This window comes from Nitrosospira sp. NpAV, from assembly GCF_000832065.1.
In the GTDB taxonomy this organism is placed as follows: Bacteria; Pseudomonadota; Gammaproteobacteria; order Burkholderiales; family Nitrosomonadaceae; genus Nitrosospira.
On sequence record NZ_JXQM01000010.1, the window covers coordinates 44,845 to 69,151 of the forward strand.

Annotated in this window: 27 protein-coding genes and 2 tRNA genes; 17 read left to right on the forward strand and 12 right to left on the reverse strand. The window is 50.3% G+C overall.

Translation table 11 applies throughout. From position 1 onward, the window contains the following. The first annotated feature begins 12 nt into the window (after positions 1 to 12). The 9 genes from SQ11_RS07455 (at position 13) to SQ11_RS07495 (ending at position 8,292) form a co-directional block, all read left to right on the forward strand. Positions 13 to 1,923 carry a Tar ligand binding domain-containing protein gene (locus SQ11_RS07455; RefSeq protein WP_041513534.1) on the forward strand — a complete coding sequence of 637 codons (1,911 nt, stop codon included), beginning with the start codon at positions 13 to 15 and terminating at the stop codon, positions 1,921 to 1,923. 237 nt (positions 1,924 to 2,160) lie between these two features. After that, complete coding sequence (locus SQ11_RS07460) at positions 2,161 to 2,574, forward strand: response regulator (RefSeq protein WP_041513535.1); 414 nt, start codon at positions 2,161 to 2,163, stop codon at positions 2,572 to 2,574. 93 nt (positions 2,575 to 2,667) lie between these two features. After that, positions 2,668 to 3,303, forward strand: coding sequence for a UdgX family uracil-DNA binding protein (locus SQ11_RS07465; RefSeq protein ID WP_084226768.1), 636 nt, complete (start codon positions 2,668 to 2,670; stop codon positions 3,301 to 3,303). Between the two features lie 79 nt (positions 3,304 to 3,382). Continuing rightward, complete coding sequence (locus SQ11_RS07470) at positions 3,383 to 3,724, forward strand: cupin domain-containing protein (protein WP_041513536.1); 342 nt, start codon at positions 3,383 to 3,385, stop codon at positions 3,722 to 3,724. Positions 3,725 to 3,730: 6 nt separating this feature from the next. Then, positions 3,731 to 4,594, forward strand: coding sequence for a DUF72 domain-containing protein (locus tag SQ11_RS07475; protein ID WP_041513537.1), 864 nt, complete (start codon positions 3,731 to 3,733; stop codon positions 4,592 to 4,594). A 983-nt stretch (positions 4,595 to 5,577) separates the two neighbouring features. Next, positions 5,578 to 6,093, forward strand: coding sequence for a hypothetical protein (locus SQ11_RS16405; protein ID WP_052494060.1), 516 nt, complete (start codon positions 5,578 to 5,580; stop codon positions 6,091 to 6,093). 380 nt (positions 6,094 to 6,473) lie between these two features. Continuing rightward, positions 6,474 to 6,959: a thermonuclease family protein gene (locus SQ11_RS07485; RefSeq protein ID WP_041513632.1), complete on the forward strand. Its 486-nt coding sequence runs from the start codon at positions 6,474 to 6,476 to the stop codon at positions 6,957 to 6,959. Between the two features lie 114 nt (positions 6,960 to 7,073). After that, positions 7,074 to 7,439, forward strand: a complete 366-nt coding sequence (locus SQ11_RS07490; protein WP_041513538.1) for a hypothetical protein — start codon at positions 7,074 to 7,076, stop codon at positions 7,437 to 7,439. Between the two features lie 526 nt (positions 7,440 to 7,965). Beyond that, positions 7,966 to 8,292: a hypothetical protein gene (locus SQ11_RS07495; protein ID WP_041513539.1), complete on the forward strand. Its 327-nt coding sequence runs from the start codon at positions 7,966 to 7,968 to the stop codon at positions 8,290 to 8,292. A 139-nt stretch (positions 8,293 to 8,431) separates the two neighbouring features. Here the strand turns inward: SQ11_RS07495 and SQ11_RS07500 are convergent, their stop codons facing one another. The 7 genes from SQ11_RS07500 to SQ11_RS07530 all read right to left on the reverse strand — a co-directional run bounded on the left by SQ11_RS07500 (position 8,432) and on the right by SQ11_RS07530 (position 13,252). Next, a complete protein-coding gene (locus SQ11_RS07500; protein WP_041513540.1) occupies positions 8,432 to 8,707 on the reverse strand; it encodes a hypothetical protein in 276 nt (91 codons plus the stop codon). 575 nt (positions 8,708 to 9,282) lie between these two features. After that, positions 9,283 to 9,356: transfer RNA gene (locus tag SQ11_RS07505), tRNA-Cys, on the reverse strand. A 132-nt stretch (positions 9,357 to 9,488) separates the two neighbouring features. Beyond that, positions 9,489 to 9,563, reverse strand: a tRNA-Gly gene (locus SQ11_RS07510). A gap of 78 nt (positions 9,564 to 9,641) precedes the next feature. Further along, a complete protein-coding gene (pgsA, locus tag SQ11_RS07515) occupies positions 9,642 to 10,214 on the reverse strand; it encodes a CDP-diacylglycerol--glycerol-3-phosphate 3-phosphatidyltransferase (protein ID WP_041513541.1) in 573 nt (190 codons plus the stop codon). A gap of 54 nt (positions 10,215 to 10,268) precedes the next feature. Then, entirely contained in the window at positions 10,269 to 12,086 is a 1,818-nt protein-coding gene (uvrC, locus tag SQ11_RS07520; protein ID WP_156972443.1) for an excinuclease ABC subunit UvrC, read from the reverse strand. An 8-nt stretch (positions 12,087 to 12,094) separates the two neighbouring features. Continuing rightward, entirely contained in the window at positions 12,095 to 12,283 is a 189-nt protein-coding gene (locus tag SQ11_RS07525; protein ID WP_041513543.1) for a 4-oxalocrotonate tautomerase family protein, read from the reverse strand. A 255-nt stretch (positions 12,284 to 12,538) separates the two neighbouring features. Continuing rightward, the gene (locus tag SQ11_RS07530; RefSeq protein WP_041513544.1) at positions 12,539 to 13,252 is read right to left on the reverse strand and encodes a uracil-DNA glycosylase; all 714 of its coding nucleotides are present in this window, start codon (positions 13,250 to 13,252) and stop codon (positions 12,539 to 12,541) included. A gap of 58 nt (positions 13,253 to 13,310) precedes the next feature. Here SQ11_RS07530 and efp point away from each other — a divergent pair, with 58 nt between their 5' ends. Further along, a complete protein-coding gene (efp, locus tag SQ11_RS07535) occupies positions 13,311 to 13,877 on the forward strand; it encodes an elongation factor P (protein ID WP_041513545.1) in 567 nt (188 codons plus the stop codon). A gap of 52 nt (positions 13,878 to 13,929) precedes the next feature. Here the strand turns inward: efp and SQ11_RS07540 are convergent, their stop codons facing one another. Continuing rightward, a complete protein-coding gene (locus SQ11_RS07540) occupies positions 13,930 to 14,646 on the reverse strand; it encodes an aminoglycoside phosphotransferase family protein (RefSeq protein WP_232297932.1) in 717 nt (238 codons plus the stop codon). On the opposite strand from SQ11_RS07540, the gene SQ11_RS17855 reads away from it, so the two are divergent. After that, entirely contained in the window at positions 14,578 to 14,781 is a 204-nt protein-coding gene (locus SQ11_RS17855) for a hypothetical protein (protein WP_232297933.1), read from the forward strand. The two genes, SQ11_RS07540 and SQ11_RS17855, sit on opposite strands and share 69 nt — an antisense overlap. A 13-nt stretch (positions 14,782 to 14,794) precedes the next feature. Here SQ11_RS17855 and SQ11_RS07545 read toward each other — a convergent pair whose 3' ends face one another. Then, the gene (locus tag SQ11_RS07545) at positions 14,795 to 15,952 is read right to left on the reverse strand and encodes an OprO/OprP family phosphate-selective porin (RefSeq protein ID WP_084226775.1); all 1,158 of its coding nucleotides are present in this window, start codon (positions 15,950 to 15,952) and stop codon (positions 14,795 to 14,797) included. A gap of 406 nt (positions 15,953 to 16,358) precedes the next feature. Between SQ11_RS07545 and SQ11_RS07550 the strand changes: the two genes are divergently transcribed. The 3 genes from SQ11_RS07550 (at position 16,359) to SQ11_RS17545 (ending at position 18,018) form a co-directional block, all read left to right on the forward strand. Then, positions 16,359 to 16,679 carry a hypothetical protein gene (locus tag SQ11_RS07550; protein ID WP_041513546.1) on the forward strand — a complete coding sequence of 107 codons (321 nt, stop codon included), beginning with the start codon at positions 16,359 to 16,361 and terminating at the stop codon, positions 16,677 to 16,679. 218 nt (positions 16,680 to 16,897) lie between these two features. Next, positions 16,898 to 17,257, forward strand: a complete 360-nt coding sequence (locus SQ11_RS07555) for a hypothetical protein (protein WP_041513547.1) — start codon at positions 16,898 to 16,900, stop codon at positions 17,255 to 17,257. Positions 17,258 to 17,343: 86 nt separating this feature from the next. Then, on the forward strand, positions 17,344 to 18,018 hold the full coding sequence (locus tag SQ11_RS17545; protein ID WP_198140823.1) for a Kazal-type serine protease inhibitor family protein: 675 nt from the start codon (positions 17,344 to 17,346) through the stop codon (positions 18,016 to 18,018). Positions 18,019 to 18,071: 53 nt separating this feature from the next. Here SQ11_RS17545 and SQ11_RS07565 read toward each other — a convergent pair whose 3' ends face one another. Further along, positions 18,072 to 18,515: a response regulator gene (locus SQ11_RS07565; protein WP_041513548.1), complete on the reverse strand. Its 444-nt coding sequence runs from the start codon at positions 18,513 to 18,515 to the stop codon at positions 18,072 to 18,074. Beyond that, complete coding sequence (locus SQ11_RS07570; RefSeq protein ID WP_052494064.1) at positions 18,508 to 19,896, reverse strand: ATP-binding protein; 1,389 nt, start codon at positions 19,894 to 19,896, stop codon at positions 18,508 to 18,510. Before SQ11_RS07570 ends, SQ11_RS07565 begins: the two co-directional genes overlap by 8 nt. A gap of 901 nt (positions 19,897 to 20,797) precedes the next feature. On the opposite strand from SQ11_RS07570, the gene SQ11_RS07575 reads away from it, so the two are divergent. Continuing rightward, a complete protein-coding gene (locus tag SQ11_RS07575) occupies positions 20,798 to 21,004 on the forward strand; it encodes a hypothetical protein (RefSeq protein WP_041513549.1) in 207 nt (68 codons plus the stop codon). A gap of 640 nt (positions 21,005 to 21,644) precedes the next feature. Here SQ11_RS07575 and SQ11_RS17240 read toward each other — a convergent pair. Further along, positions 21,645 to 21,920, reverse strand: a complete 276-nt coding sequence (locus SQ11_RS17240) for a hypothetical protein (protein ID WP_156972438.1) — start codon at positions 21,918 to 21,920, stop codon at positions 21,645 to 21,647. Positions 21,921 to 22,404: 484 nt separating this feature from the next. Here SQ11_RS17240 and SQ11_RS07585 point away from each other — a divergent pair, with 484 nt between their 5' ends. Together SQ11_RS07585 and SQ11_RS07590 are read left to right on the forward strand one after the other, a co-directional pair. Then, a complete protein-coding gene (locus tag SQ11_RS07585; RefSeq protein WP_041513551.1) occupies positions 22,405 to 23,055 on the forward strand; it encodes a triacylglycerol lipase in 651 nt (216 codons plus the stop codon). A gap of 134 nt (positions 23,056 to 23,189) precedes the next feature. Next, entirely contained in the window at positions 23,190 to 24,281 is a 1,092-nt protein-coding gene (locus SQ11_RS07590) for an aminopeptidase (RefSeq protein WP_232297923.1), read from the forward strand. The last annotated feature ends 26 nt before the right edge of the window (positions 24,282 to 24,307 follow it).

Here is a 24,307-nt window from a genome sequence, read left to right on the forward strand (position 1 = left end):
TCCTCCCAATCAATGATTAAAAATTTAACCATTAGATCACGCCTGATCCTTATTCTCGCCGTCCTGGTGGTATTTCTGCTAGGAATTGAAATGCTCGGCCTGTTCGGCATGAGTAATGCGATCGAAGGCTTGAGAACCGTTTACCATGATCGCGCCATTCCGCTTAAACAGGTCGCTGAAATTGAATCGCTGCTGTTGCGGAACCGAATCGCTGTCACGGCGGCCCTGATGATGCCAACGCCCGAGACTATTCGAACCAAAACCGCGGTGGTTGACCAAGATCTCGCGAAAATGACGCAGGTCTGGCAAGCCTATATTTCGAGCCATCATGGTGCGGAAGAAAAGGCGCTCGCCACACAATTTGCCGAGGATCGGGATAGATTTATCACGGAGGGAATAAAACCGGCGGTTATTGCTTTACGTAAAAATGAAATCGGGGAAGCGTATCGAATACTTATAGAAAAGGTTCGCCCTCTTTATACACCGGTCGATGCAAGCATCAAGGCTCTGCTTAAGCTGCAGCTGGATGGAATCAGCCAGGAATATGACCGGGAGCAGAGCCGCTACGAAACCATACGTAACATTCTGGTTGCGTCGATAGGAATCGCTCTGGTGCTGGCAGCACTAATCAGTGTCGTACTCAGCGATGCAATCTTCCGACCTCTGGAAAATGTGGTAAAAATCGCTAGGGGCGTCGCCGTTGGTGATTTTATGCAGGAAATCGAGGTACGCTCGAAGGATGAAATCGGCCAGCTTATGCAAGCCCTAAAGGAAATGCGAGATAGCCTGGTGGACACCATTGGTCAAATACGCGATAGCGAAGCGCATACCCGCGCTTTACTGAGTAACCTAATTGATGGTGTTGCCTCGATTGACGAACAGGGAGTGATTAAAACTTTTAATCCGGCAGCCGAACGAATTTTTGGTTATGCGGGGAACGAAATTATCGGGCGGGATGTTAATCTTCTGTTCCCGAAACCGCAGCCGGAACAGGATGAGTACGCTGACGACTTCAGGCAGTATCTGGAAGCGGGAAAACCCAAGGCTCTTGGTGTACCCAGTGAAGTGACCGGCCTGCGCAAGAGCGGTACAGTGTTCCCCATGGATCTTGCCGTAGTCGAAATGCATGGGGGAGAACACCGCATGTTTGTCGCTATTGTGCGCGATATCAGTAAACGCAAGCTGGAGGAAGAACAGAAGGCACGTTTGATGGACGAACTGGAAAGCGCCAATGAAGAATTAAGAAATTTCGCTCATGTGGTATCTCACGATCTTAAGGCGCCATTACGCGCCATCGGCGCGTTGGCGGACTGGCTTTCCACGGATTATGCGGACAAGTTCGATGATGAAGGCAAAGAACATATGCGCCTGCTTGTCAGTCGGGTGCATCGCATGAGTAATCTGATCGATGGTATATTGCAATATTCGCGCGTAGGCCGCGTTAGAGAGGCGCTGGTTGAGCTGGATCTCGAACAGGTGGTCCATGAGGTAATTGATCTCTTGTCCCCGCCCGCAAATATTGCCATCAGAATAGAAAACCCCTTGCCGCGCATCATCGCGGAGCCTACCCGCATTCAACAAATATTCCAGAACCTTCTCTCCAATGCTATTAAATACATGGATAAGCCCCGCGGCGATATTCGCATTGCCTGTAGTATTGAAGGTGAACGATGGAAGTTCGGTATCATCGACAATGGACCCGGTATCGAGGCCCGTCATTTCGAAAGAATTTTTCAGCTATTCCAGACGCTGGCCCCGCGCGATAGGATAGAAAGCACCGGTGTTGGACTGGCCCTCGTGAAAAAAATCGTGGAGATGTACAGTGGGGAAATCTGGATTGAATCGAAAGCCGGTATCGGCAGCACATTCTTTTTCACCTTACCCAAAATCGCAGCAAACATTGACCCTAAATCCGGTAGGTGACTGTTCATTTATAGATCGGTGTTAAGATTGATAACAATATTCCGTATTATTGGCCTCATCTCTCAGTTGAGGCTGCTACGGAATGAGCTGGCGGTTGTACGCGCAGCGTTACGTTGTTCGCTGCTTTGGAATGGAACGGCCATTCCGCGCTGTTGCGCCTTGCGCCACACTCAAAAGCCGTGCATTTCACCTGTCCAGACTACCGGATTCAGCTTAATCCAATAAAGGAAAAGAAACGTGAAAACTACCAATAGACCCATTCTCCTGGTGGAAGATGATCAGGTCGACACAATGACGGTCATGCGCGCCCTGAAGGAGATTCATGTAACAAACCCCGTTGTGCACCTGGAAAATGGCGAGGAAGCGCTGCTTTATCTGCAAGATCCCGCAAGTGAGAAACCGTGCATTATCTTGCTTGACCTGAATATGCCGATCATGAACGGTATCGAATTTCTGCAGGTGGTAAAGCACAATGATCAATTAAAACGTATTCCGGTCATTGTGTTGACCACATCCGAAGAACAACAGGACAAAATGAGCAGTTTCAACCTGGGTGTCGCGGGCTATGTGGTCAAGCCGGTCGACTACCGGCGATTCGTCGAAGTCATGCGCTCGATTGACGCCTATTGGAACATTAGCGAAATGCCTTAATCGCCAGCGATGCTCGCTGCGGAACATATAAAAAATGCCCTACCGAGCACCCTGCCTATGGCGAATATTCTTCCCCCATGAGAACCACACGCGATGAAGACCCCATCAGGAATCGAATTGCATCCAGCCATACAGGCAGGCGGAACCATTGAGGCATTACGCAAGGCGGCTATCACTTGCCGCGCCTGCCCATTATGGAAAAATGCCACACAAACAGTCTTTGGCGAAGGTCCATCCCGCGCAACCCTCATGTTCGTGGGTGAACAACCGGGAGACCAGGAGGATCTCGCAGGCCATCCGTTCGTCGGTCCCGCGGGCCAGCTTTTGACCCGGGCAATGGCGGCGGCTGGTATTCCACGAGAGCAGGTTTATGTTACCAACGCGGTCAAACATTTCAAATTTGAACTTCGTGGCAAGCGCCGCCTCCACAAGAAACCCATCGATGCAGAAATTACCGCCTGCTACGCCTGGTTGAAACGTGAAATCCAAGTTGTCGCCCCCAGCCTCCTTATTGCACTGGGTGCAACGGCCGTACGTTCCTTATTGGGCCGCGCAACACCCGTTATGGCTAACCGCGGCAAATTGCAAGAGTATGCGCCAGACATGTCATTGCTAATTACCGTCCATCCCTCATTTTTGCTGCGCGTGCCCGAGCAGGAGAAAGATAATGAATATCGCCAGTTCGTAACCGATCTCAAACTTGCAAGGCGATTCCTGCGGAGCACTTGAATATAGCATTGTCCCGAAACATCGCGAAACCGTATCGTATTCCCGTGGTCCAATTTATAGTGTGGCCTAGGAGGCGGGAATGAAGCGGAAAAATCTGGGGTTTGGAAGTGGATTTCATGTCGTTATAGGCAATAAGGATTCCCAGGCGGCAGAAATGGTGTTACCGCCTGGTGACGCGGAAGGAGGTTCCGGCAATCGCCACCGCGGCGCTGACCAGTGGCTGTATATAGTGTCAGGAACCGGCATCGCCACAGTGAACGGCAAGCGCTATCCCTTAAAGGGGGGCTCACTCATGCTCATCGAACGCGGCGATAAGCATGAAATTTGCAATACGGGCAAGGATATGCTGCGCACGCTCAATTTCTATGTACCGCCTGCCTACACCCATGGTGGCGAGGAATTACCTCGCGGACAGGATTGACAAGCGATGGGTGAAGTTCGAATTGGAATTTCCGGCTGGCGCTATCCACCATGGCGGGGCGTTTTTTATCCCCCCGGTCTTCCACAGCATCGCGAGCTCGAATACGCCTCCGGTAAATTTCCGACGATAGAAATAAACGGGACATTTTACTCGCTGCAACGGCCGGAAAGTTTCGAGCGCTGGTATAACGATACGCCATCGGGCTTCGTTTTCAGCGTCAAGGGAACACGCTACATCACACATATAAAGCGTCTGCACAACGTCGACGATCCCCTCGCCAATTTCTTTGCTTCGGGGATATTCAACCTGCGAGAAAAGCTCGGCCCCATTCTGTGGCAATTCCCGCCCAGCTTCCATTATGATCCGGAAAGACTGAAGCATTTTTTCGAGCTTCTGCCGCGCGATACCAGCCAGGCGTTAAGCCTTGCCCGCCGACGCGAATCCCGTATGACCGGGCGCACATGCCTGGCGATCGACGCCACCCGCATACTACGCCACGCGATTGAGATTCGGCACGAAAGCTTCGTTGATGAGTCTTTCGTTCGACTGTTGCGTGAGCACAATATTGCATTGGTTATCGCGGATACGGCGGGAAAGTGGCCCTACCGGGAAGATATCACGGCCGATTTCATCTATCTCCGTCTGCATGGTGACAAAGTACTTTATGCAAGTGGCTATACCCCTGACGCGCTAACCCGCTGGTCAACGCGAATTCGTGCCTGGCGCACCGGCTCTCAGCCTGATGACGCGCATCTCATCTCAGCGAAGCCCGCGCCCCAACGGCATTCCCGTGACATTTATTGCTATTTTGACAATGATATCAAAGTGAGGGCCCCATTTGACGCACACGACCTGATAGCAAAACTATAGATCTCACCTGATCCCGTATGTGAATCGCTATCGCAACCCATTTGTCTGGGGCTCTTCCAACCGTGATAAGATTTTATCCCACATAAGAAACGATAATGAGGCGGATTGCGAGTCCATAGCTCGGTCGATAGGCACCCGGCCGTAAACTGACAGTATGCGAGCAGGCTCGTAGACCGCTCAATGAATTATCCGGGTTTATCTCACATGTTTCGCTCATCCAATGAGGCCCCCTTGCCCCTCGATTTCGATTCAGAGTCCATCTTAATCATCTGCCCTCACTGTTGCGGAAAATTTGAAGAGACAATCTCGCGGCTAAAGTACGAGCCGAGACTTTCTTGTCATTATTGTGAAAAATATATCGATGTGAATCTTCTGGAGCTGCATGGCGCACTTGAATCAGTCCGCAAATCCACCCATGATCTCCTAAAGAAATTACTAAGTACTGACAAATGATTTTCCAGTGGAGAGACCGCTTCTAACGAGCAAGGGGATATATTCTTGTGTGGGGGATAATTCCGAGTTATAGCGTTTTGTCCATGTTGTACTTTAGTCCAGTATGTAAAGCACCTAAAATCGGTAAAATGCCATCCTGGGTTAGTTTTCCCAAAAAACATACGGACTCATTGGAAAAAATCGCCAGTGGACGGGTCGTAACCCCTGCACTTTGGATCAGGAATCTTAATTTCGCCAGATACGCTGGGCAATGTCTCGGCCAACCTGAATATTTCTCTACTGATCATGGAGTTGCAACGTGGATCAAGATGAAGATTGCCATGCCTACTGGCGTTTCTCAATGGTGTGTCAATTCATATACCGGTAGACATGTCGGAATAAGGAAGAGTGCGTGACCGCGAACATGAGCGACTCACGTATCTCAATCCAAGACCAACAGCTCATGGGGAGGTGAGTACATGGAGGCAAATTCCCAGCCCTGCAAGCTGCGCCGGGCTAGTCTGACATCCGACTCGATGGGTCGAAGACACATGAAAGCAATTTTCGGTTCCTACGTCATAAGCGCCGGAAAATCTCTTGATCGCTCCGAATGTCTGGTTAAAACATCATACTTGAGAAAGGGCTACTCGGCGGATCACATCATCACATCCGCAGACATGGTATTCGATGCCGAATGTTGCGGCAGGGTGGTTGGCACAGTGATGATGCGGCTGGATTCCGCCAATGGGTTATACGGGGACGCAACATATTCCCATGAACTGGATGCGATGCGGCTTTCCGGCCGCAAATTGGCGGAGCTATCCAGATTCGTCATCATGCCCGGTCAACCGACCAGCTCGGTCATGGGTGCGCTGTTTCACTTCGTCTATGTATACTCATATCTGATGAATGGCGTAACCGATCTCATCTGTGAGGTTGTGCCCAGTCACGTGGCGGCACAAAAACGGCTGCTCGGATTCTTACAGATTGCCGGTCCAAAGCGCTGCGAGCGGGTAGGGGTGGACGCGGTGCTATTGCATAGGACGTTTGCGGTTGAGTCATCCTAAATCCAGAATTAAACTGGGCTGTCCGGGTTTCTCAAGTTAAGCGGGATTTAAAAGGCAATACCAGAATCGGATAGAGAGTTGGTTTGCGCAGCGACCACGTTGCTCAAAAGGCGGACAACCTGCTTTCTGAAATGGTGGCCGAAACTAACCTGATATGGCAAGGTGGATTAGGATTTAATTTAATGGTATAAAAATCCTTATGCCCCGTGAAAATTGGAAATGCACTTTCTGCTTTAAAGATAGAATCAAAAACTGGTGAAGCTGGATGGTGGATCCCATCCCTACCCTTCGGCTAACAGTTATCGCGGCTATGGCCATTAAAAATAGCCGCATCACCTTTTACATAAATGTTCTGGTTTGCCGCGTTGGTTAAAAGTCAAATGCGCCCCATTACTGTTGCTCTTGCCCTTATCACCATCATTACTCTGCCCCCCCCGGCAGCCGCAGACCTTACCGACCAGATAATCCGCGCCCAGGTAGTTCAGATTGTCGACGGCGATTCACTTACTATAGTAATCGATGGGGAGATGGTAAGAGTGCGGCTGGCTGAAATTGATGCGCCGGAAAGCAAGCAGCCTTATACCAAGCGTTCAAAAAAATCCCTTTCCGACCTTTGTTTCTGGATCGAAGCGGAATTGACATCGATAACGAAGGATCAATATGGGCGCACTCTAGCCAGAGTCAAATGCAATGGTTTGGATGTCAACGCGGAACAAGTCAAGCGCGGGATGGCCTGGGTATACGAAGGGCATGCAAAAGATCCGAAATTGTACAAATTACAAGCGGAGGCCCGTGCTGCCAAGCGGGGGATCTGGTCAACCAAACACCCTGTCCCGCCATGGCAATGGATGAAGGAAAACCATTAACCGGGTTATCTGCCGATCAATGGCTTGTATTAATTGTTCCACCTGCTATTCTTGGGTTGAAACATAGTTAACTGCTTCTTCGGAAAAGCCATTTTTAAATCAAGAGAGAAACGAATGAAACTGAACACTCTTATTGCGTCCTTATGGTTAACGGTACTCATCCCATCCATTTCGTTTTCACACGAAGAATCCACTGACATCCCGTCCACCCGTGCCCCGACAGGCCATGTTTATATTGCAAACCGCACAAATGGAGAGATCGTTTTCTACTTGGAATCGGCGAATACGATTCGAACAAAACACCACCTCCCTCCTGGAATGGGAGCAACATTTAGCGGAGCATCTGCGGATGCGTGGTTTAACATCCTCATTTACATTAATGACAAAAAGATAAATTATGGCCTTGACGCAGGCAATCGATATTATCTGAAGCAGAATCCGGCCGGCATTCTAACTGTATACAAAATGCCTGAACACTGAGACACGTGACCGTTTGGGAAGCAAAGGCAGAAAACAGATACAGCGTTGAGCTTAGTCGGTTTCAGCGGCATGATCTTCGCGCAAAGAGCACTTTGGATATGGAAAGCATGACGGGCGCGGAGAAGTTGCTGCGGCAAGTTTGTCGATCCGGCAATAACCAAGTTATTGACCCTTGGTCCCTTCGCCCGTCCAGCCCGTGGTATGGCAGTGCCGATATAGGTACCGCAATACAGCGGGCTGCCATGCATCGCCCCATTCAAATTTAACCAATTTGTGCCCGCGTAACCCCGCCATCTCCCCCCATCGGCCGCTTCCCTCGTGTTCAACGCTTACAGCTTCGCCGGACTGCGGATTTATGGCAATTGATCAATCAATAACGCAAGCAGGTGTGTAAAATTAAAGCAAATCCCCACAAATGCCCAACACAAAAATAAGGTTATTTCCACACTCAATGTGATAGTTTTACGCAAGATTCCTTAAAAAATAACAACGGCGCAATTTAATCCCAAAGGAACATAAGATAAGGATGGACCCTGCTCTATTATTGGTTGCGATTGAGCTTGCCGAAACTGACCCTCCGCACGAAACTAAGGTTACCCTTATTTTTGATGGGCTTTTAATTTCAGGCTTTATTACCAGCGAAAACGAATACTTAATGCATCTCGAAAATGCGAAATATCTCAAAGTTCCACAAGAGACAAACCAAGATTCGTCCGACCCTACTTTTATCCACCTTCGAGACGCTACGTACTACCAACCTCGTGAAAATCCTAACCTACAGAATATAGGCGGTTACTTTCGCGTTCCGCTTGACGCAGTCATAGGGTTCGCTTTCGGCAGCGAATTAAAGTAGATACGCTGGGCCCGAGCGATAGCGTTGGACAAGTATCTGCAATTCTGTCTGGCGGCGGCCCGGCGCTTGAAGAGGGATTCTACGAGGGGACGGGCATGAAGGAATTCCGTGGATTGGGACGCAAGAGGCGTGAAGTCTTTTACACTTCTGGAGGTTCCAAGCTCAGGCCGGACATCACGATGATCTCCATTGGCGCGAGATGACTGAGATTGGACGCTCTGGCTATCACGTCCTCTTCCTGCAAAAGCTGATACTGAAATGCCCCCTCGTACATGTCCTCTACCAGCAGCTGCACCACTCTCTTTGGCCATCCCATCATCCACCGGTTCGCGATCTCAATTCCGATCTGTCCCGATTGCAATAGCATTTCCCGAATTTGATCCGGGTATATGTCCGAGTTGTAAAGTGCCTTCATTTTTATTCTCCTGATTCATTTCAGGCGTTTTAACATAATTCGCGGAGTCTTGGGTAAGCAGACGAGCATCAGGGTTAGACAGCTTGGTTCGTTCCACCCCAGCTGCTCGCTCCGCGATCACCTGTTGAACGGCCTGGCTTCAACCGATCCATTCTTTAGGCCACGGGAACCGCAGGATTCCGCGCTTCTGGTTGTGACCAGAAAAAGTGAGTAAATATGCCTCTTCCATGGACCCGAAGGGTCAGCAGCTAAAGCCTTCCGGATACTTCCCTAGCCAATTCGACCAGGCCCGCGACCTTGCCGAGAAGCAAGCCACGGAATTGGGTATTGAGTTCACTCGATTCCAGTTCAAGGATCTTCGGAACTAAGTCTGTATCTGATATGGAAACGATGGCGAACGCGCGTAAGCTGCTGGGTCATTCTACTGAGTCAATGACCGCCAAATATGTGCGGTCCAGGGTCGGAGAAAGAGTATCCCCGATACAGAAATCCAGCTATGACAAACGCGATAAATCCTGAATTTGGAAAACGTTTTCCAAATCTCTATTCAATGTTTTTGTAAGCCTTTGATTCAATGGAGGCGGGGGTCGGAATCGAACCGGCGTAGACGGCTTTGCAGGCCGCTGCATGACCACTCTGCCACCCCGCCATTGTTGCGCAACCAGAATGGGTTGCATGACAATGCAATAGCAAAAACTGAAAAGGGAAAACGGACTTCGGCAAAGGCGCATTAGCTGCATTTACATGGCCTCTTGCTAAAGAATCCATTTTCCCTGCAAACTGGAGCGGGAAACGAGGCTCGAACTCGCGACCCCAACCTTGGCAAGGTTGTGCTCTACCACTGAGCTATTCCCGCGAAAAACAATGCTGGCATTATAAGGATGCTGGGTTCTTTGTCAAGGAAAGGCAATGTAAGAGCATGGTTTAAATGGTTTCAACCATGCTTCAATGCCTGGGGAATCGCGACTTTAAGGTAGTACCCCATTGACCAAAGAGTGAGTATGGCAGCCAGATAAATCAGCCATGTCCCTACTTCCTGGGGATCGAAGTTTTCCCCTATTTTCTCGTGATATAGCAACAGCGGAATCGCCGCCATTTGCGACACCGTTTTTAATTTCCCCAGAAAAGAAACCGCCAGGCTTTTGCCTTTGCCGATTTGCGCCATCCATTCACGCAGGGCGGAAATGGTAATTTCGCGGCCAATGATGATAAAGGCGATAAGTGCATCCAGTCTGCTCAGGTAAACCAGCACGATCAGTGCCGCCGCCACCATCAACTTATCCGCCACCGGATCGAGAAATGCGCCGAAGGCCGAGGTCTGATTGAGTATTCTCGCAAGATAACCATCCAGCCAATCGGTAATGGCCGCACCGGTAAAAATAATGGTGGCGATCAGATTCTGGTCGGATTGAGACAACCATGAGGGCGGAAAATAGAAAATGCCCACAAATAGCGGGATCGCAAGGATGCGCATCCAGGTAAGTACATTGGGCAGGTTAAAAGGCATAAAGGTTGGGATATGCCATTAAAAGGGAAATCTAAAAAGTGCCCAGGTTGCGATTCAATGCAGTTCCTTGTAGATCTTCTCGGCCAGCGCACGGCTGATTCCTTCGGCCTGCTGCAATTCTTCGATACTTGCGGTCAGCACCCCCTTCAGCCCACCAAACCTTGCCAGCAGACTTTGACGGCGTTTGGCGCCGATACCGTCAATCTGCTCCAGGCTTGAACGGGTACGCGATTTGCCAAGCTTGGCGCGATGACCATAAATTGCAAAGCGATGGGCCTCATCGCGTATCTGCTGGATCAGATGCAACCCGGGATGGTCCTTTGGTAATTGTAGCGGCTTTTGCACCCCCGGGAAAATCAATTGTTCCAGACCGGGTTTGCGTTCCTCGCCTTTCGCCACCCCCAGCAGGTTCGCGTCGTTCAATCCGAGCTCAACCAGCACTTCCTGCGCAACGCTTATCTGTCCTTTGCCTCCATCAATCAGAATCAGATCGGGAAGCCTGCCCTCCCCTCCGGCAATTTTTTGATAGCGCCGCGACAGGACATTACGCATGGCGGCATAATCGTCCCCCGGCGTGACGCCATTGATGTTGTAGCGACGGTATTCGCTGCTGCGCATGGAGAAATTATCATAGACCACGCAGGATGCGATGGTGGCTTCGCCCTGGGTGTGGCTAACGTCGAAACATTCAATGCGGCCAAGTCCCGGCATATCCAGGGCCTGTTGCAAGGCTTGCAGGCGCTCCTCCTGGCTGGCCTGACGGCTTAGCATCTGACCCAGTGCGAGACGCGCGTTTTCTGTCGCCATATCGAGCCACATGCGTCGCTCGCCAATGGGATTGGAGTTGATGGCAACCTTATGGCCGGATTGGTCAGCAAGCAGGATCTGCAATGCTTCCCATTGAAATTTCTCACCCACAATGATGAGGTGGGGGGTAGCTCGATTGAGGTAATGCTGGGCCAGAAAAGCCCCCACTATGGTGGGCAAATCATACCCTTCCGCATTTTGCGGAAAAAAACTCTTATCCCCCAGATGCCGCCCTCCCCTGATCATGGCAAGATTGACACAAACTCTACCGCTGCCGTTATTCTCCGTAACGCAGGCAACTACGTCGGCATCGAGCGCTCTGCCGCTGTCGACAAATTGTCTCTCGCGGATTTTTCTCAAGGATTGAATCTGGTCGCGAAACAATGCAGCTTGCTCGTATTCCTGGGAATCAGCAGCGGCCTGCATTTTCTTTGTAATGCTTTCCAACACTTCGGTTTGCTTACCCTGCAGGAAAAGCCCGGCATCTCTCGCATCCTCCCGATAAGCCTCATCAGTAATCAGATCCACGCAAGGCGCGCTGCAACGCTTGATCTGGTAAAGCAGGCATGGCCGTGTACGATTCCTGAAAACGCTATCTTCACAGGTACGAATGCGAAACACTTTTTGCAGGAGCTGGATACTTTCCCGCACCATTCCCGCATTGGGAAAGGGACCATAATAATGATGTTTCTTGTCCAACGCCCCGCGGTAAAAGCCAAGGCGGGGAAAACGGTGGGCTGTCAGTACAACATATGGATATGACTTATCATCCCTGAACAGTATGTTGTATTTGGGAGTCAGCGTTTTGATTAAATTATTTTCAAGCAGCAGCGCCTCAGCCTCGGAACGGGTGACCGTGGTTTCAATCCCCGCAATCTGCGACACCATCAATTGGGTGCGGGGTCCCAGGCCGGTTTTCTGAAAATAAGAGGAAACGCGTTTTTTTAGATCAATCGCTTTGCCCACATAAATTGCCTGACCCACGGCATTCATCATGCGATAAACGCCCGGCTGCGAAGGCAGGCTGGAGCAGAACGCCCTGGGGTCGAAAGAGGACGCTGCCAGCAAAGCGGTCAGTCCTCCTCATCCAGCAAATTGCCCGCAATAGCCCAATTTTCATGGGCCAGCTCGTCGAATGCGATGTAGGTATAGGACTTCGGTTTATGGGCGATACGCTCCAGCGTGTCGGTAATCTCCAGTGCAATTTTTTTCTTTTGCTCGCGGCTGAGCGAGCCGGCAATGCGAATATTTACATAAGGCATGAATAGTCTCCGTTTAACCTAAATCTGGTAGTTGGGCGGGGTGAAGTGAGCATTTTTTGAGGTGCAGGGCAAGGCGCAACGACGCGGAATGGTCGTTCCATTCCAAGAAGTTGCAACGCAGCCATGTGCGGCAAAAATTGTGCAATTCATCCCGTAGCAGCCTCACCCGGAAGATGAGAGAGTCAAACAATACGAAATATTGTTACTGATCATAATATTGATCTGTTAAATGAGCGTTCAATTACCAGATTTAGGTTAATCCCGATCTTGCTGAATTGCTGAAGAGGAAGCCAAATCAGCGCAAATTTTTGCAAATACCCGCTCGAACATTTCAGTGGTCAGACGCCGGGTCTGGGTATTGTAACGGCTGCAATGGTAGCTGTCATATAGCGTCAGGTCGCCGGATTTCAAGCCGTTGCGTCCCGCGTTATCGGATATGAGGCCACCTTGCAGTGCGTGGACGGCGCCATGGCTGAACGTATAATCCCTGGCCTTGAGCCCCAATGCCATCAATCCCGCCTGATGGGCGATAGCACCGAGGGCGAGTAACGCCATGCCTCCTTCTTTTTTGAAAGCGGCAATCTCAGCCGCCAGATATCCGTTGCATTGACGGATTTCACCCGGCTCCGGCTTATTTTGTGGCGGCAAACATTTCACCGCATTGGTGATACGGCAATTCATGAGCTGCAAATTGTCATCTGCGGAAGCCGAGCCCTCATGGCTGGCGAAGCCAAATTTATGCAACGTCCGATATAACAGAATCCCCGCAAAATCCCCGGTAAAAGGCCTGCCGGTGCGGTTTGCGCCATGCATGCCGGGTGCCAGACCGATGATAAGCAGCTTGGATGCCGTGTCGCCAAAAGCTTGCACGGGACGGGCGTAATAATCGGGATGACGGACTTTTACTTCATCCAGAAAATGCGCCAGCCGCTGGCATTGACGGCAATCTTCCAAAAACGTGGATTGCATAGACTCCCCAATTGGCTTTTATAGTAAAATGCGCGCTCTTTGATTCACTGGAAAAATAATGGCTAAAGTGCTTGCAACAGAAATTCGTGTCGGCAATCTGATCGAGTGGGACAAACGCATCTGGCGTGTATTGAAATGTTACCACGTCCATGTCGGGGGCCGCGGTGGAGCATTCATGCAAGTGGAAATGAAAGACATCGAGGCCGGCACCAAAACCAACCAGCGCATCCGTACCGAAGACAAAGTCGAACGTGCCTTCGTCGAGCCGCGCGACATGACGTATCTTTACCAGGAAGGTGATAACTATATCTTCATGGATAAGGAAAACTACGAGCAATTAAACCTTTCTCAGGAATTCCTCGAGAGTCAATATGAATACCTGTTGCCGAATACCGACGTACAAGTCAATTTTCACAACGAGCGCGCCATCGGGGTACAACTTCCGGCCAGCGTAGTGCTGACCATTACCGCCACCGAACCCAATCTTAAGGGTGCCACAGCTACCAGTTCCTACAAGCCCGCCACAATGGAGACGGGATTAGTTGTCATGGTTCCGGCATTTGTCCTGCAAGGTGAAAAAATAAAGATCAATACGGACAGCGGTGAATATATCGAACGGATGTAAGACATCGTTGGTTGGGAGAGCCTGATCCCGATCGTTCGCCGGAATGATGACGTCAGATTTTCGCCAACTCCGCCGCCGCCAGCTCAGCCACCAAGAAGTTGCTTGCGGGCGACTCTCCATCTTGGAGCCACCATGCCGCCGATAGTCCCGCCCAGGCGAGTATCCATTGCAGCAATCGCTTGCGTTCCAGTCCTGCCGCTTCAACCACCACCTCTACTTGCCGCACCAGGCGTCCGGCAGTGGTCGCTGTTTTCGCGTCGGGATTGCAGAATAAATTCGCATAATCAAAGCCACGTTCCCCAAAGAGGCATTTTGGATCAATTGCCAGCCAGCCTCGCGAGCCGAAATGAAGAATATTTTCATGATGCACATCGCCATGCAGCACCACAACGTCCTGTGGCGTTTCCAGTAATTCGCGCGCGGTGGCTGCGCAGGCGGTCAGCATGCCCCCGTACTGCGCTGCGGCGAGCGCCAAATCCTCGAACCATTGGGTTAACGGGATAAGATCAAGGGGAGGCCGGTCTATCTGCTTATGGAGCATGGCTATCGCCGCGCAGATAATGCGGCTCGCCTCATCGTCACGGCCATTGCGTGCAAGGTTGCTGAGTGAAACATTATTTTCCGCACGCTCCATGAGCAATACCGGACCTTCATGAGCCAATACCTGAGCAGCGCCTCGTCCAGCCCACCAGGACATGAGGTGACCACCAAATTGTTCCTCGGACTCAACTGCAATTTTGAGCATTGCCGGCGTATCACCTTGGCGCACTGGAAAAAGCTGGCTGCTGCGGGTGATGATAGGATCACCATCGGGCGTGAGATTCCACCTGCCGAGATACTCATCGAACTTAAGGAATTTCTGAATAATTCCTCCATGCAGCATTTGTGGGAAAAATTAGGATGAACCTTGCCTGGATTTAAAAGCTCAGCTGCGTACGGAAAGAAATTACGGATAGAGTATCCCTCCGATCCGGAGTGCCCGCCCCAACATTGCCGATCGCAGCGTCGGTAAGATAGTAATTCAGCATGAAGCGTAAGCCTTCCCGAACATACCAGTTGGTACCCAGCGTAATGACTTGGGTCTGGCATTTTGAGGTGCCGGTGCGGCACGGGTCCGCGGTCAAACTCTGATTTAAATTCTCCGCCAGATCGTAACGGACGGCAAGTTCCAGCGCGCCCCACTTGCTGATCGGCTTTGGCTTGCCAAAAGCCCCCCGCTCTTTCCTGTAAATCGATCTTTCACCGGTCACAAACCAGCTGGCTTGCACATAATACGCCTGTATAGTGGAATCCTTCTGCGCACCGGCTACCAGATGCGTGTTTTCGAGTCTGGAATTTGCGTATTCTCCTTGCAGGGTTACCGGTCCGAGCGCATATGCCGCTTCTGCCTCGAAAGTGACTTGCCTCTTATCGCCTGATGGGCCTATACCGGCGCCTGCAATACCCAAGGATTGACTGATTCCGCGGCGTCCGCCGTAAACATCGACAACCTTCGTGGGAAGCGACTCGGAGCCTGAGTTATCCACACTGTAAGAGAATCCAAAGTGGAGGGTATTGCCCTCCTCTGAAAAGGGTACCCAAAACAGGCGGCCGCCATAGCTTGAACCCGAAATCGGCATACCGGTATGCGCCAGGCTCATAATATCCACAGCATAGCCAAGCTTGTCCGCGTAAATCCCCTTGTAACCCACGCCCATTAACCATTGCCTCCCGGTATAGATACCGGTCGATGTGGTGGAGGGACGCTCCATCATGGTGATCTCATTTGAGCTTGCCAGTTCCTCCATGCCGCGGTAAGGCTTGAACTGGCCGATCGTGAGCTGACCCGGACCGAGCTTGGCCCCGACCCAAACTTCACGAAGACTGCCGGGAAAAGTGCCGGCGGCAAAATCGTTCTGGAATTTAAAACTCAGATTATGGAATCTGGCCGTCACATCGGTATAGCCGCGGCGAAAGTTGAATCCGTCATCCGGATGGCTGTTGGGCAGCTGGCTACCAAAAGGAGGATAGGCGGGATTTGCTTTGTCATCGTTGAACGAATGCACGTCGAGATGGGCGCGAGCGCCAAAGACCATTTCAAAGTTTCCATCATTGGACTTGATCTTGGGACCACCTTTGGTTTCAATGTTAAATGCATAAGCCTGGGTTATGTTTGCACCCAGGAGTATAAGTAAAGCATAGGTTTTCAGAATATTGCACGGCAATCTGACTGAGAAACTAATTGTAGTTCCTTGATTTTATCCCGGCCCATTGAATCCATGACCAGTCGAAGGCGTATATTGAACCCAAATAATCCATTAATTGGTTCTCCGAGCCTGCCCGGATATTGGCTCGCTTTCCAATGGATTATCCAAATAAATTCTCCATGACGGTGGAATTAGCCCGGTTACCTCATCCGTGTGGTAACGCACTGAACAGTCAGGAAACGCTACGTATCATTGCTGTCACAGCGATTTCGCTGGATCAATAAAAGGGACAATCATGAAATTTTCTTCAATTTTATCAGCAAAATCATTGGCATTGGCGAGCGTATTGATTTTCAGCACTGCCGGGGTGGTACATGCACAGGGTTACGATCAAGGCGGCTCGATGCAGAATCCCACCGATTCCACGCAATCAGGCACTTCCGGCGGAGGATCCAGCTACGGCACAAAGCCGGACGATCAAAAGAGCGGTTATGGTGGTGAGCAGCGCCCCCGTGATAATTCCCGGTACAGCACCGATGGTACTGAAAGATATGACGACAGAGACGAGAATCGGGGAACAGATGGGACAGGTCCCAAGCGCAAGGGATACTATTAGCCGCTGCGGAGGGGCAGACAGGAAGCTGAATTTCTCCCCCTGCCCCACTTGTCGTTGCGCTTTGTCCTGCACCTTAAGAACCGCGCACTTCATCCCGTCCAACGACTGGACTTAGAATTGGTCCGATTTGCTCAGTGTGCTACCGCACTGAAGAGTTAGAAAACGTTGCGTAATCTTTTCAGCACAGCAATATCGCTGGATGAATAAAAGGAATAGCCATGAAACTTTCTTCCATATCAGCAAATCGTTCACTGGCAATCGCACTCACGTTAGGAGCCACGCTTGGTATCGGCACGGCAGGCGTGACGCATGCGCAGTACGGCACGTCGGAACCGAGTGGGGCCACGGGACAAAGCGGTTCTACAGGGCAGAGTGGATCAACCGGGCAAAGCGGCTCCACCCCATCTAAACAGGAGATGGATACCGGGTATGTCGATCAAAAGAAGCGGATGGAGCGAGGCAAAGACCCTGCATCACCAAGCAAAGACTCCCATGTGCCGGAGTTCTCCCGGGATAAGGAAGGCAAACCGATCAAGGATCCGAAGTATGAGCAGGGAGGACCTATCGGACCGAATTAGGCCTTCGATCAGTAAAATCCGGCTATTGAATGCCGGCTTCGGATGCTGTTATGGAAGCAATTAGCTCTGAGTGGACAGGATGATGCATGGTGGTAGGAGTAAAACATATAAAAACATTGATATATGCTTTACTGATGGGAGCTGCCGTGCTCATCAATACATCCGCTTCTGCACAATACAAGAATGAGAGCCGCGCCATTTACATCACCGTAGGCAGCACCTACGGTGGCTTGGATAACGCGGCCTTGCAATTGGTTCGGAAAACGGTTGGAAAGGCCATCGGTGTCAATACTATCGATACATTCCGTGTATATTACCCCCGGGCGGGAAACCCTGCTTCAATGGAGGCCGGGTTATCCGCATGCGTGGAAGCAGCTTCCGGTACCACCACGGTAAAATTCAACGAATTGATCAAGCAACTGCATTCCATCCGTCCCAAGGCAGGAACCTTTCTCAACGTAGAGCTAACTGAACGCTGCAAGGAAATCGAACCCATTGAACCATCCAATTGTGGCGGCGTACTGGGCGCGATATGCCCTGATGCACAGTACTGTAAAATCGGCACCGGACAATGCAAGACTATCGAGGCACCGGGAGCTTGCGAGGCCATCCCAACGATTTGCACCCGGGTATATAAGCCGGTTTGCGGTTGCGACGGCAAGACTTATGAAAACGAATGCGAGGCGGCACGCGCTGGTGTCCCCCTTGATTACCATGACAAGTGCAAGATCCCGGAAGAATTGGCACATGGTAATAAGTAGGATGGCAGGATTATCATGCCGACCATGTTAAGAATCCTGTAACTCTTCCATATTTATTTTTCCGGTACTTTATTTATCAACAACCAATATAAACCCGCACGAGAAACAACGTCCAGAAATTGCTCGAAGTCTACCGGTTTGACCAGATAACTATTTACGCCAAGCTGATAACTTTCAATAATATCCCGATCCTCATGCGAGGACGTCATAATAACGGCAGGTATTGCCTTTAGACGCTCGTCTGCCTTTACGCGCCGCAGGACTTCGATACCATCCACCTTCGGCATCTTGAGATCAAGCAAGATGAGCTTGGGTTTCGAGTTAAGACGGCCTTCATAGCTGCCGGTACAAAAAAGGAAGTCGAGCGCTTCGGCTCCATCCTTGAGCCACACCAAATGATTGGCCATATTTTTCTTTCTAAGTGCTCGAATGGTAAGCTCGGCATCGCTGGCATTATCTTCAACCAGGAGAATTTCTACCGATTCAAATTCACTCATCTTTTGATCCTTGTGGAAGCTCGAAGAAAAAAGTCGCGCCCTCATTTTCCTTGGCTTCAGCCCAAACTCGTCCGTTGTGCCGCAAAATGACACGCTCCACAATGGCGAGGCCGACACCGGTTCCGGGAAATTCATCATCGCGGTGCAACCGGTGAAATATACCGAACAGCTTATCGTAGTAGCGCATGTCAAAACCCGCGCCGTTATCTTTGACATAATAGATATTCATTCCATTCCCCTCCCGGCTTCCTAGCTCAACATATGCCGGGCTGACATGAGAAGTGAATTTGAAGGCATTGGTTAACAGATTGATCCATACCTGACGGATGAGCGCACGGTCACCATGAGCTGGCGGCAGCTCATGGACGCAGGTCTGCACAGCGCGTTCCTTAAAATCAAGCTGTATATCCTCTATCACCTCCTTCACCAATGCCGCCATATCGACCTTCGTCGCGGTTATCTGCTTACGCCCCAACCGCGAGAATTCCAGCAAGTCGTCAATCAGCGATCCCATTCGCTTACTGTTTTTCCTTATCACGCCTAGCAAGCGTTTCCCCTCGTCGTCCAGACTGGCGGCATAGTCTTCCTGAAGAATGCGCGAATATCCGTCAATCGCACGCAATGGTGCCCGCAGATCGTGGGAAACCGAGTAACTGAAGCTTTCCAGCTCTGTATTGGCGGCCTTTTCAGACTCCGCCAACAAGCGGAAGTGACGTTCACTTTGCGCGAGAGCCTTTTGGGCGATCCTACGTTGGTGCACTTCCCGTTTTAGAAAATAGAAAATAGCAGTAAGTATGCCCAAGCTGGCGATATTCCCGGTCACGATAATAAGGACGAGGCGCGCCGTACTTTCCCCTAGTTCACTTGAACGCCGCGTAAGAAGCTCTTTCTCTTCATTTTGAACTATATCGGCAACACGCTTGATTTCCTGCCAATTCAGGTTGGGGGCGAAAGGCGCCGCCGGATCGACATGCTGCCCGCTGGCTTTGAGGGACATGGTCGGAGCAATTACAGCTATATCGTCATGCAAGAGAGTGGATAGGGTTTTGATTTTATTCTGCTGCTGCGGATGATCGGTGGTCAAAACCCATAGAGATTCTATCTTGAGGGGAATCGCCTTGACCGCACTTTCATAGGCGTGCAAATCGACGGCATTTCCGGCGGACAGAAAGTTGCGCCATGACACTCTCGCGCTCAGATATAACGATACCAACTCCTCGATTTCAAGACTTACCTGCTGAGTATGCTCCACCCAGCGCCAATTATCGTACGCCCGATTGTGCGCGGTATAGGAAAGGGTAGTAATTACAGATAAGGTGACAAGCGCTATCCAAAAAGCGATTACAACACTGTGTTTGGAAAGAAGCTGGAGGAATGTCATACAATTTTTTAATTGGGGTGGCGAACATTTTCCAGAACATTGCCTGATAGGGTCCTCGGCCGTGGTTTTCCCGAAATCTTGGTGCCGGCTTATCTGTTGTACATAACTTTTTCTAGAAAAACATTAACGGAAGTAGAATGTATTAAACAGCACGAAAAGAACCACCGATAGCTGTTAAATCTTACAGGGGGAGAGAAGAAGCATCCCCTATTGCAATATCCGCCGTACACAACTCATCTCACCTTACGATGTCTTCATGAAGGGATCCGGCTTCTCTTATGCGTCCTTCTTCAGAGTTCAACCCGGCCCGAGATGCTTTCATTGATATCCACTGCGATATTGGAAAAAAAGCAAAATTTCTCTTGACATTCCAAAGTAATCCACATTCGTTACAAAAATTACACAATAGCACCGGTCAAACCCGCATGAATCTTAGTTATCCTATAAGTATTTGATTAATTATAAGAAAATATGGAGTTCAAAAAATGGTCAACTAAGAAAATATTGTTACAGAAAGATGACTTAACCACCGTGTTCATAGGTTTATCAACAAACTTATCCACAGCTATTGTGAACAATAAAATAGTGCGAGATTAAAGCCTGGATAGTTCATGGCAGCATTCCAAGCCTGCCCTGGGCATTGCGACGACTGGGAGATCTCCGACTAGCGGAACTAACACCATTCACTGGTAGACTAATATTACTGTTAAGGCAAACTAATCGGTAGAAACTCTCATTTCCGCAGTTTCACAGTAAGCATTGATAGGCTGCTAAGTTCGGTATCGCACAGAATTTTTTTACGGTTGGATTATCTTTGGCAGAATATCTTTGCGAAACTCCATACACACGGGAGGAGTAGGATTCTTGGGTAAGTTTTCTTTGTTTAAAAAGGAGGAAAAAAGTGAATAAGTATCATCAGGATGACGCCATCACAACCTCTTCTTTTGCTCTACTTGACCACGGTGCGGAAGTCTTTAAAAAAAAAATGTTTCAACATTGTCAATCGAAGACTCGGGAACGCTGGAACGATCTAGAAAGGTATCAGCTGGAGAAAAAATCATTTACGATCAGGCCGATAGGCCGCAGGGCCGAATTTAATCAAGGCTGAATTCTGCGCGACGTCTTTCCCGCTCTCATAATAGCGGTGATAGCATGACCTGATTTCTATACTGCCAAAGCCTCGCCGTTGCCAGATCACCTCTAAGAATGCGCTTGCTTAATACTTTTCTTTCCAATCCGAGACGCTCCCTTGCGAAAACTTGCTTCATTTTTTTGGGCCGGCTCATCCAGAACATGAGGCGCTTGCACCGGAGCTGATTGCTGCGTTCTAATCGTTACGAATGGGAACTGTGCGCCCGAAAACGTGTCGAATTTATAAGTTGTCTACAGCGCTATTAATGGGAAATTGCTCATGATCCGATATCCGGCTTCAGCTATTGCTTGAAGCAGCAAAAATAAAATCGGACAAGACTGGATCCGTGGTTACTTTTTCAGCCTGGATGAATGTTGCGCACCTTATTCATATCTTAACAAGGAAAGCGAAGATGACTAATTGTAACCTGCCACAGCACGAAAATCATACTCACCCACACGGGCCCGAGTGTGGGCACACAGGTATCCTGCATAATGGTCACGTCGATTATCTGCATGATGGACATTTGCATCATCAGCACAATGATCACACTGATGAACATGTAATAGAAGTAACAACCGCCAACCCTGAAAATTGTACGCCTGAGCACAAGTGCTCAGGCCACCCGCAAACGCATACACATGGCCCGGATTGCGGGCACGAGGCTGTACCCCACGGCGGGCATGTTGACTATCTGGTCGACGGACATCTCCACCACCCGCACGATGGCCATTGTGATGATCACGGACCGGTGACGCTGGCCTCTGATCTCTAAGAAATAACCGTAACGAGGCGGGCAGCGCCTCGTTACGGGCTTCGTCAAGCCTGGCTCATATCTACTCTTGGGGATGTGACGATGCACGTATTCCACTCCACCTTGCATCGTGATCATAAATCGGGCTATTTTCTCTCCGCCCACTGAAATTTTATTAATCTCTCCCTCTTCTCCCCGTACCTTGGTCCCTCATATAAAACTTTACCAATGCAGAGGTAACAAATACCGCGGAAGCAAACGGAACTCTCGCTGATGACCGGCGGTGCAAATGGAATAAACGGCTTTCATGTTCCCAGGCGTGATTGATCCCATCATAAGTCTTTTTAGCGTCGGGCAATCGAGTGTGCCGTGTTACATTCAATTTCCTGAAGGATGCAATATTCAACCTGGTAAGCCAAGGTGTGCTGGCAATTGGGGCGGAGAGCCGCTCACCCAACGGCAGCTCGGTTACCGGTTGGAGGGGTAATGGACTGCTCACCGCATGATGACACACTTCCCGTGATATTAAATTTGGCGCAATCGGGATTTATTCGGGACTTTTCTTTACACTTATGCTGGGTAAGATAGTGTGTGGATCAGTCAGTAGAGGAGAATTGCAGGGTTGACCGCCGATCAAGACACTGTCGTGCTCGTGCACGGTTTGTGGATGCATGGCTGGGTAATGAGATTAATGGGAATGCGGCTGCGGCGCTGCGGTTTTTATCCTGCCTTTTTTTCCTATCCTTCCATGCGCAACTCGCTATCGCAAAATGCGTTATTGCTATCGCGTTTTGTTGCGAATACCGTTGCGCCGCGCATACACTTTATCGGCCATAGCCTAGGCGGTCTTTTGGTGCTGCAGATGCTTGCGGAATATCCGCAGCAGCGGGTTGGCCGCATTATACTGGCGGGAAGTCCTTATAACGGTAGCTGCGTGGCAGCGAGGCTTTCAGGAACCGCACCGGGACGATATATTCTCGGACGCAGCATGCCGCAGTGGCTGAGCCAGAAGATTCCGGAGGGGGGAGACCACTACGAACTTGGGGTAATCGCGGGACGCAAGAGTATAGGCGGTGGCAAACTGATATCCCGGTTGCCGTATCCCAATGACGGAGTGGTTGCGGTGGAAGAAACGAGAATGCCCGCCACACGCGATGAGATAGTACTCGATGTGAGTCATTCAGGGATGCTTCTATCCGCCGCGCTGACTCGTCAGGCATGTTCATTTTTGAGATCTGGTCATTTTTTGCACCATCCGGCATCATTGGCCTAAAATCTTATAGTTGATTCCTTGTTGCTTATCCATTGTTCTGCGAATTTTCCAGATAATGCCGTGATTCGCAAACCCTTGAATTTTATTTTTCTGTGAACCCGCCACAGCACTGTTCAACCGCCCGCCTCAGCATCATGATTTTGCAGATTTCGCGCGCGTTAAGGTTTAATGTTGTCGCAAGCCTTATCGTTTTGCTTGGAGGATGTGCCAATCTCGGCTACTACGCGCAAGCGGTGGATGGTCATCTTGATATCCGGCACCGCACCCGGCCTATTGATGCGATTATCGCCGATCCCGATGCTGATGAGGCATTGAAACGCTCCCTCACCATGGTGGTCAAGCTACGCGAGTTTGCGATCCGGCAACTAAAACTTCCTGATAACCAGAGCTTTACGACTTATGCCGATCTCGGACGTCCCTATGCAATCTGGAATGTATCCGCCGCTCCGGAGTTATCCTTGGAGCTTGAGAAATGGTGTTTCGTTGCGGCAGGCTGTGTCAGCTATCGCGGTTTTTTCTCGAAAACAGAGGCGGAGCGCTTTGCTGAAGAGCTCAAAATAAAAGGCTATGACGTAACGGTAGGCGGGGTGCGCGCGTACTCCACGCTGGGCTGGTTCAAAGAACCCATACTCAATACATTTCTCGGCTATTCCGATACCGAACTCGCCCAACTGATATTTCACGAACTCGCCCATCAGGTCGTGTACGTGCCCGGTGATAGTACCTTTAATGAATCCTTTGCAACCACGGTCGAGCTGGAGGGCATAGCCCGCTGGCTGGACAGTAACGGAACGGATGCGCAGCGAGCCGCATTTGAGGCGGCACAAAAAAGGAAGGCCGCTTCCGCCGAAATAATGCTGGATTATCGCAAAAGGCTGGAAGCGCTTTTTGCCTCAGGTATAAGCACCGCAGAAAAACGCACAGCCAAGGCGAGCATTTTTGCCGAGTTGCGCGAAAAACTCTCCGGATTGCGCACCGACAAAACCCGATCTGGCAACTATGACCAATGGCTGGCCCAACATCTCAACAATGCGTATCTCGCGTCGATCTCCACCTATACACGCCTGGTGCCTGCATTTCAGGCACTCCTGGGGCGGGAGAACAGAAATATTGCTCAGTTTTATGAAACTGTAAAAAAAATAAGCCGTTTACCCGAGCCGGAACGGGCTTTGTTACTGCATCAGGCAGAGCCGGGTAACCAGACCACCGCCAATTCAACCCCGTAAAGCTCTCATAGCTACCCCTTGGAACG

Bases quoted from the DNA above. Each gene is read 5' to 3' on its own strand.
- SQ11_RS07455 (WP_041513534.1), top strand. From the start codon at position 13: ATGATTAAAAATTTAACCATTAGATCACGCCTGATCCTTATTCTCGCC.
- SQ11_RS07465 (WP_084226768.1), top strand. From the start codon at position 2,668: ATGAAGACCCCATCAGGAATCGAATTGCATCCAGCCATACAGGCAGGC.
- SQ11_RS07470 (WP_041513536.1), top strand. From the start codon at position 3,383: ATGAAGCGGAAAAATCTGGGGTTTGGAAGTGGATTTCATGTCGTTATA.
- SQ11_RS07475 (WP_041513537.1), top strand. From the start codon at position 3,731: ATGGGTGAAGTTCGAATTGGAATTTCCGGCTGGCGCTATCCACCATGG.
- SQ11_RS16405 (WP_052494060.1), top strand. From the start codon at position 5,578: ATGAAAGCAATTTTCGGTTCCTACGTCATAAGCGCCGGAAAATCTCTT.
- SQ11_RS07485 (WP_041513632.1), top strand. From the start codon at position 6,474: ATGCGCCCCATTACTGTTGCTCTTGCCCTTATCACCATCATTACTCTG.
- SQ11_RS07490 (WP_041513538.1), top strand. From the start codon at position 7,074: ATGAAACTGAACACTCTTATTGCGTCCTTATGGTTAACGGTACTCATC.
- SQ11_RS07495 (WP_041513539.1), top strand. From the start codon at position 7,966: ATGGACCCTGCTCTATTATTGGTTGCGATTGAGCTTGCCGAAACTGAC.
- SQ11_RS07500 (WP_041513540.1), bottom strand. From the start codon at position 8,707: ATGAAGGCACTTTACAACTCGGACATATACCCGGATCAAATTCGGGAA.
- pgsA (WP_041513541.1), bottom strand. From the start codon at position 10,214: ATGCCTTTTAACCTGCCCAATGTACTTACCTGGATGCGCATCCTTGCG.
- SQ11_RS07525 (WP_041513543.1), bottom strand. From the start codon at position 12,283: ATGCCTTATGTAAATATTCGCATTGCCGGCTCGCTCAGCCGCGAGCAA.
- SQ11_RS07530 (WP_041513544.1), bottom strand. From the start codon at position 13,252: ATGCAATCCACGTTTTTGGAAGATTGCCGTCAATGCCAGCGGCTGGCG.
- efp (WP_041513545.1), top strand. From the start codon at position 13,311: ATGGCTAAAGTGCTTGCAACAGAAATTCGTGTCGGCAATCTGATCGAG.
- SQ11_RS07545 (WP_084226775.1), bottom strand. From the start codon at position 15,952: ATGGTCTTTGGCGCTCGCGCCCATCTCGACGTGCATTCGTTCAACGAT.
- SQ11_RS07550 (WP_041513546.1), top strand. From the start codon at position 16,359: ATGAAATTTTCTTCAATTTTATCAGCAAAATCATTGGCATTGGCGAGC.
- SQ11_RS07555 (WP_041513547.1), top strand. From the start codon at position 16,898: ATGAAACTTTCTTCCATATCAGCAAATCGTTCACTGGCAATCGCACTC.
- SQ11_RS17545 (WP_198140823.1), top strand. From the start codon at position 17,344: ATGGTGGTAGGAGTAAAACATATAAAAACATTGATATATGCTTTACTG.
- SQ11_RS07565 (WP_041513548.1), bottom strand. From the start codon at position 18,515: ATGAGTGAATTTGAATCGGTAGAAATTCTCCTGGTTGAAGATAATGCC.
- SQ11_RS07570 (WP_052494064.1), bottom strand. From the start codon at position 19,896: ATGACATTCCTCCAGCTTCTTTCCAAACACAGTGTTGTAATCGCTTTT.
- SQ11_RS17240 (WP_156972438.1), bottom strand. From the start codon at position 21,920: ATGATCACGATGCAAGGTGGAGTGGAATACGTGCATCGTCACATCCCC.
- SQ11_RS07590 (WP_232297923.1), top strand. From the start codon at position 23,190: ATGATTTTGCAGATTTCGCGCGCGTTAAGGTTTAATGTTGTCGCAAGC.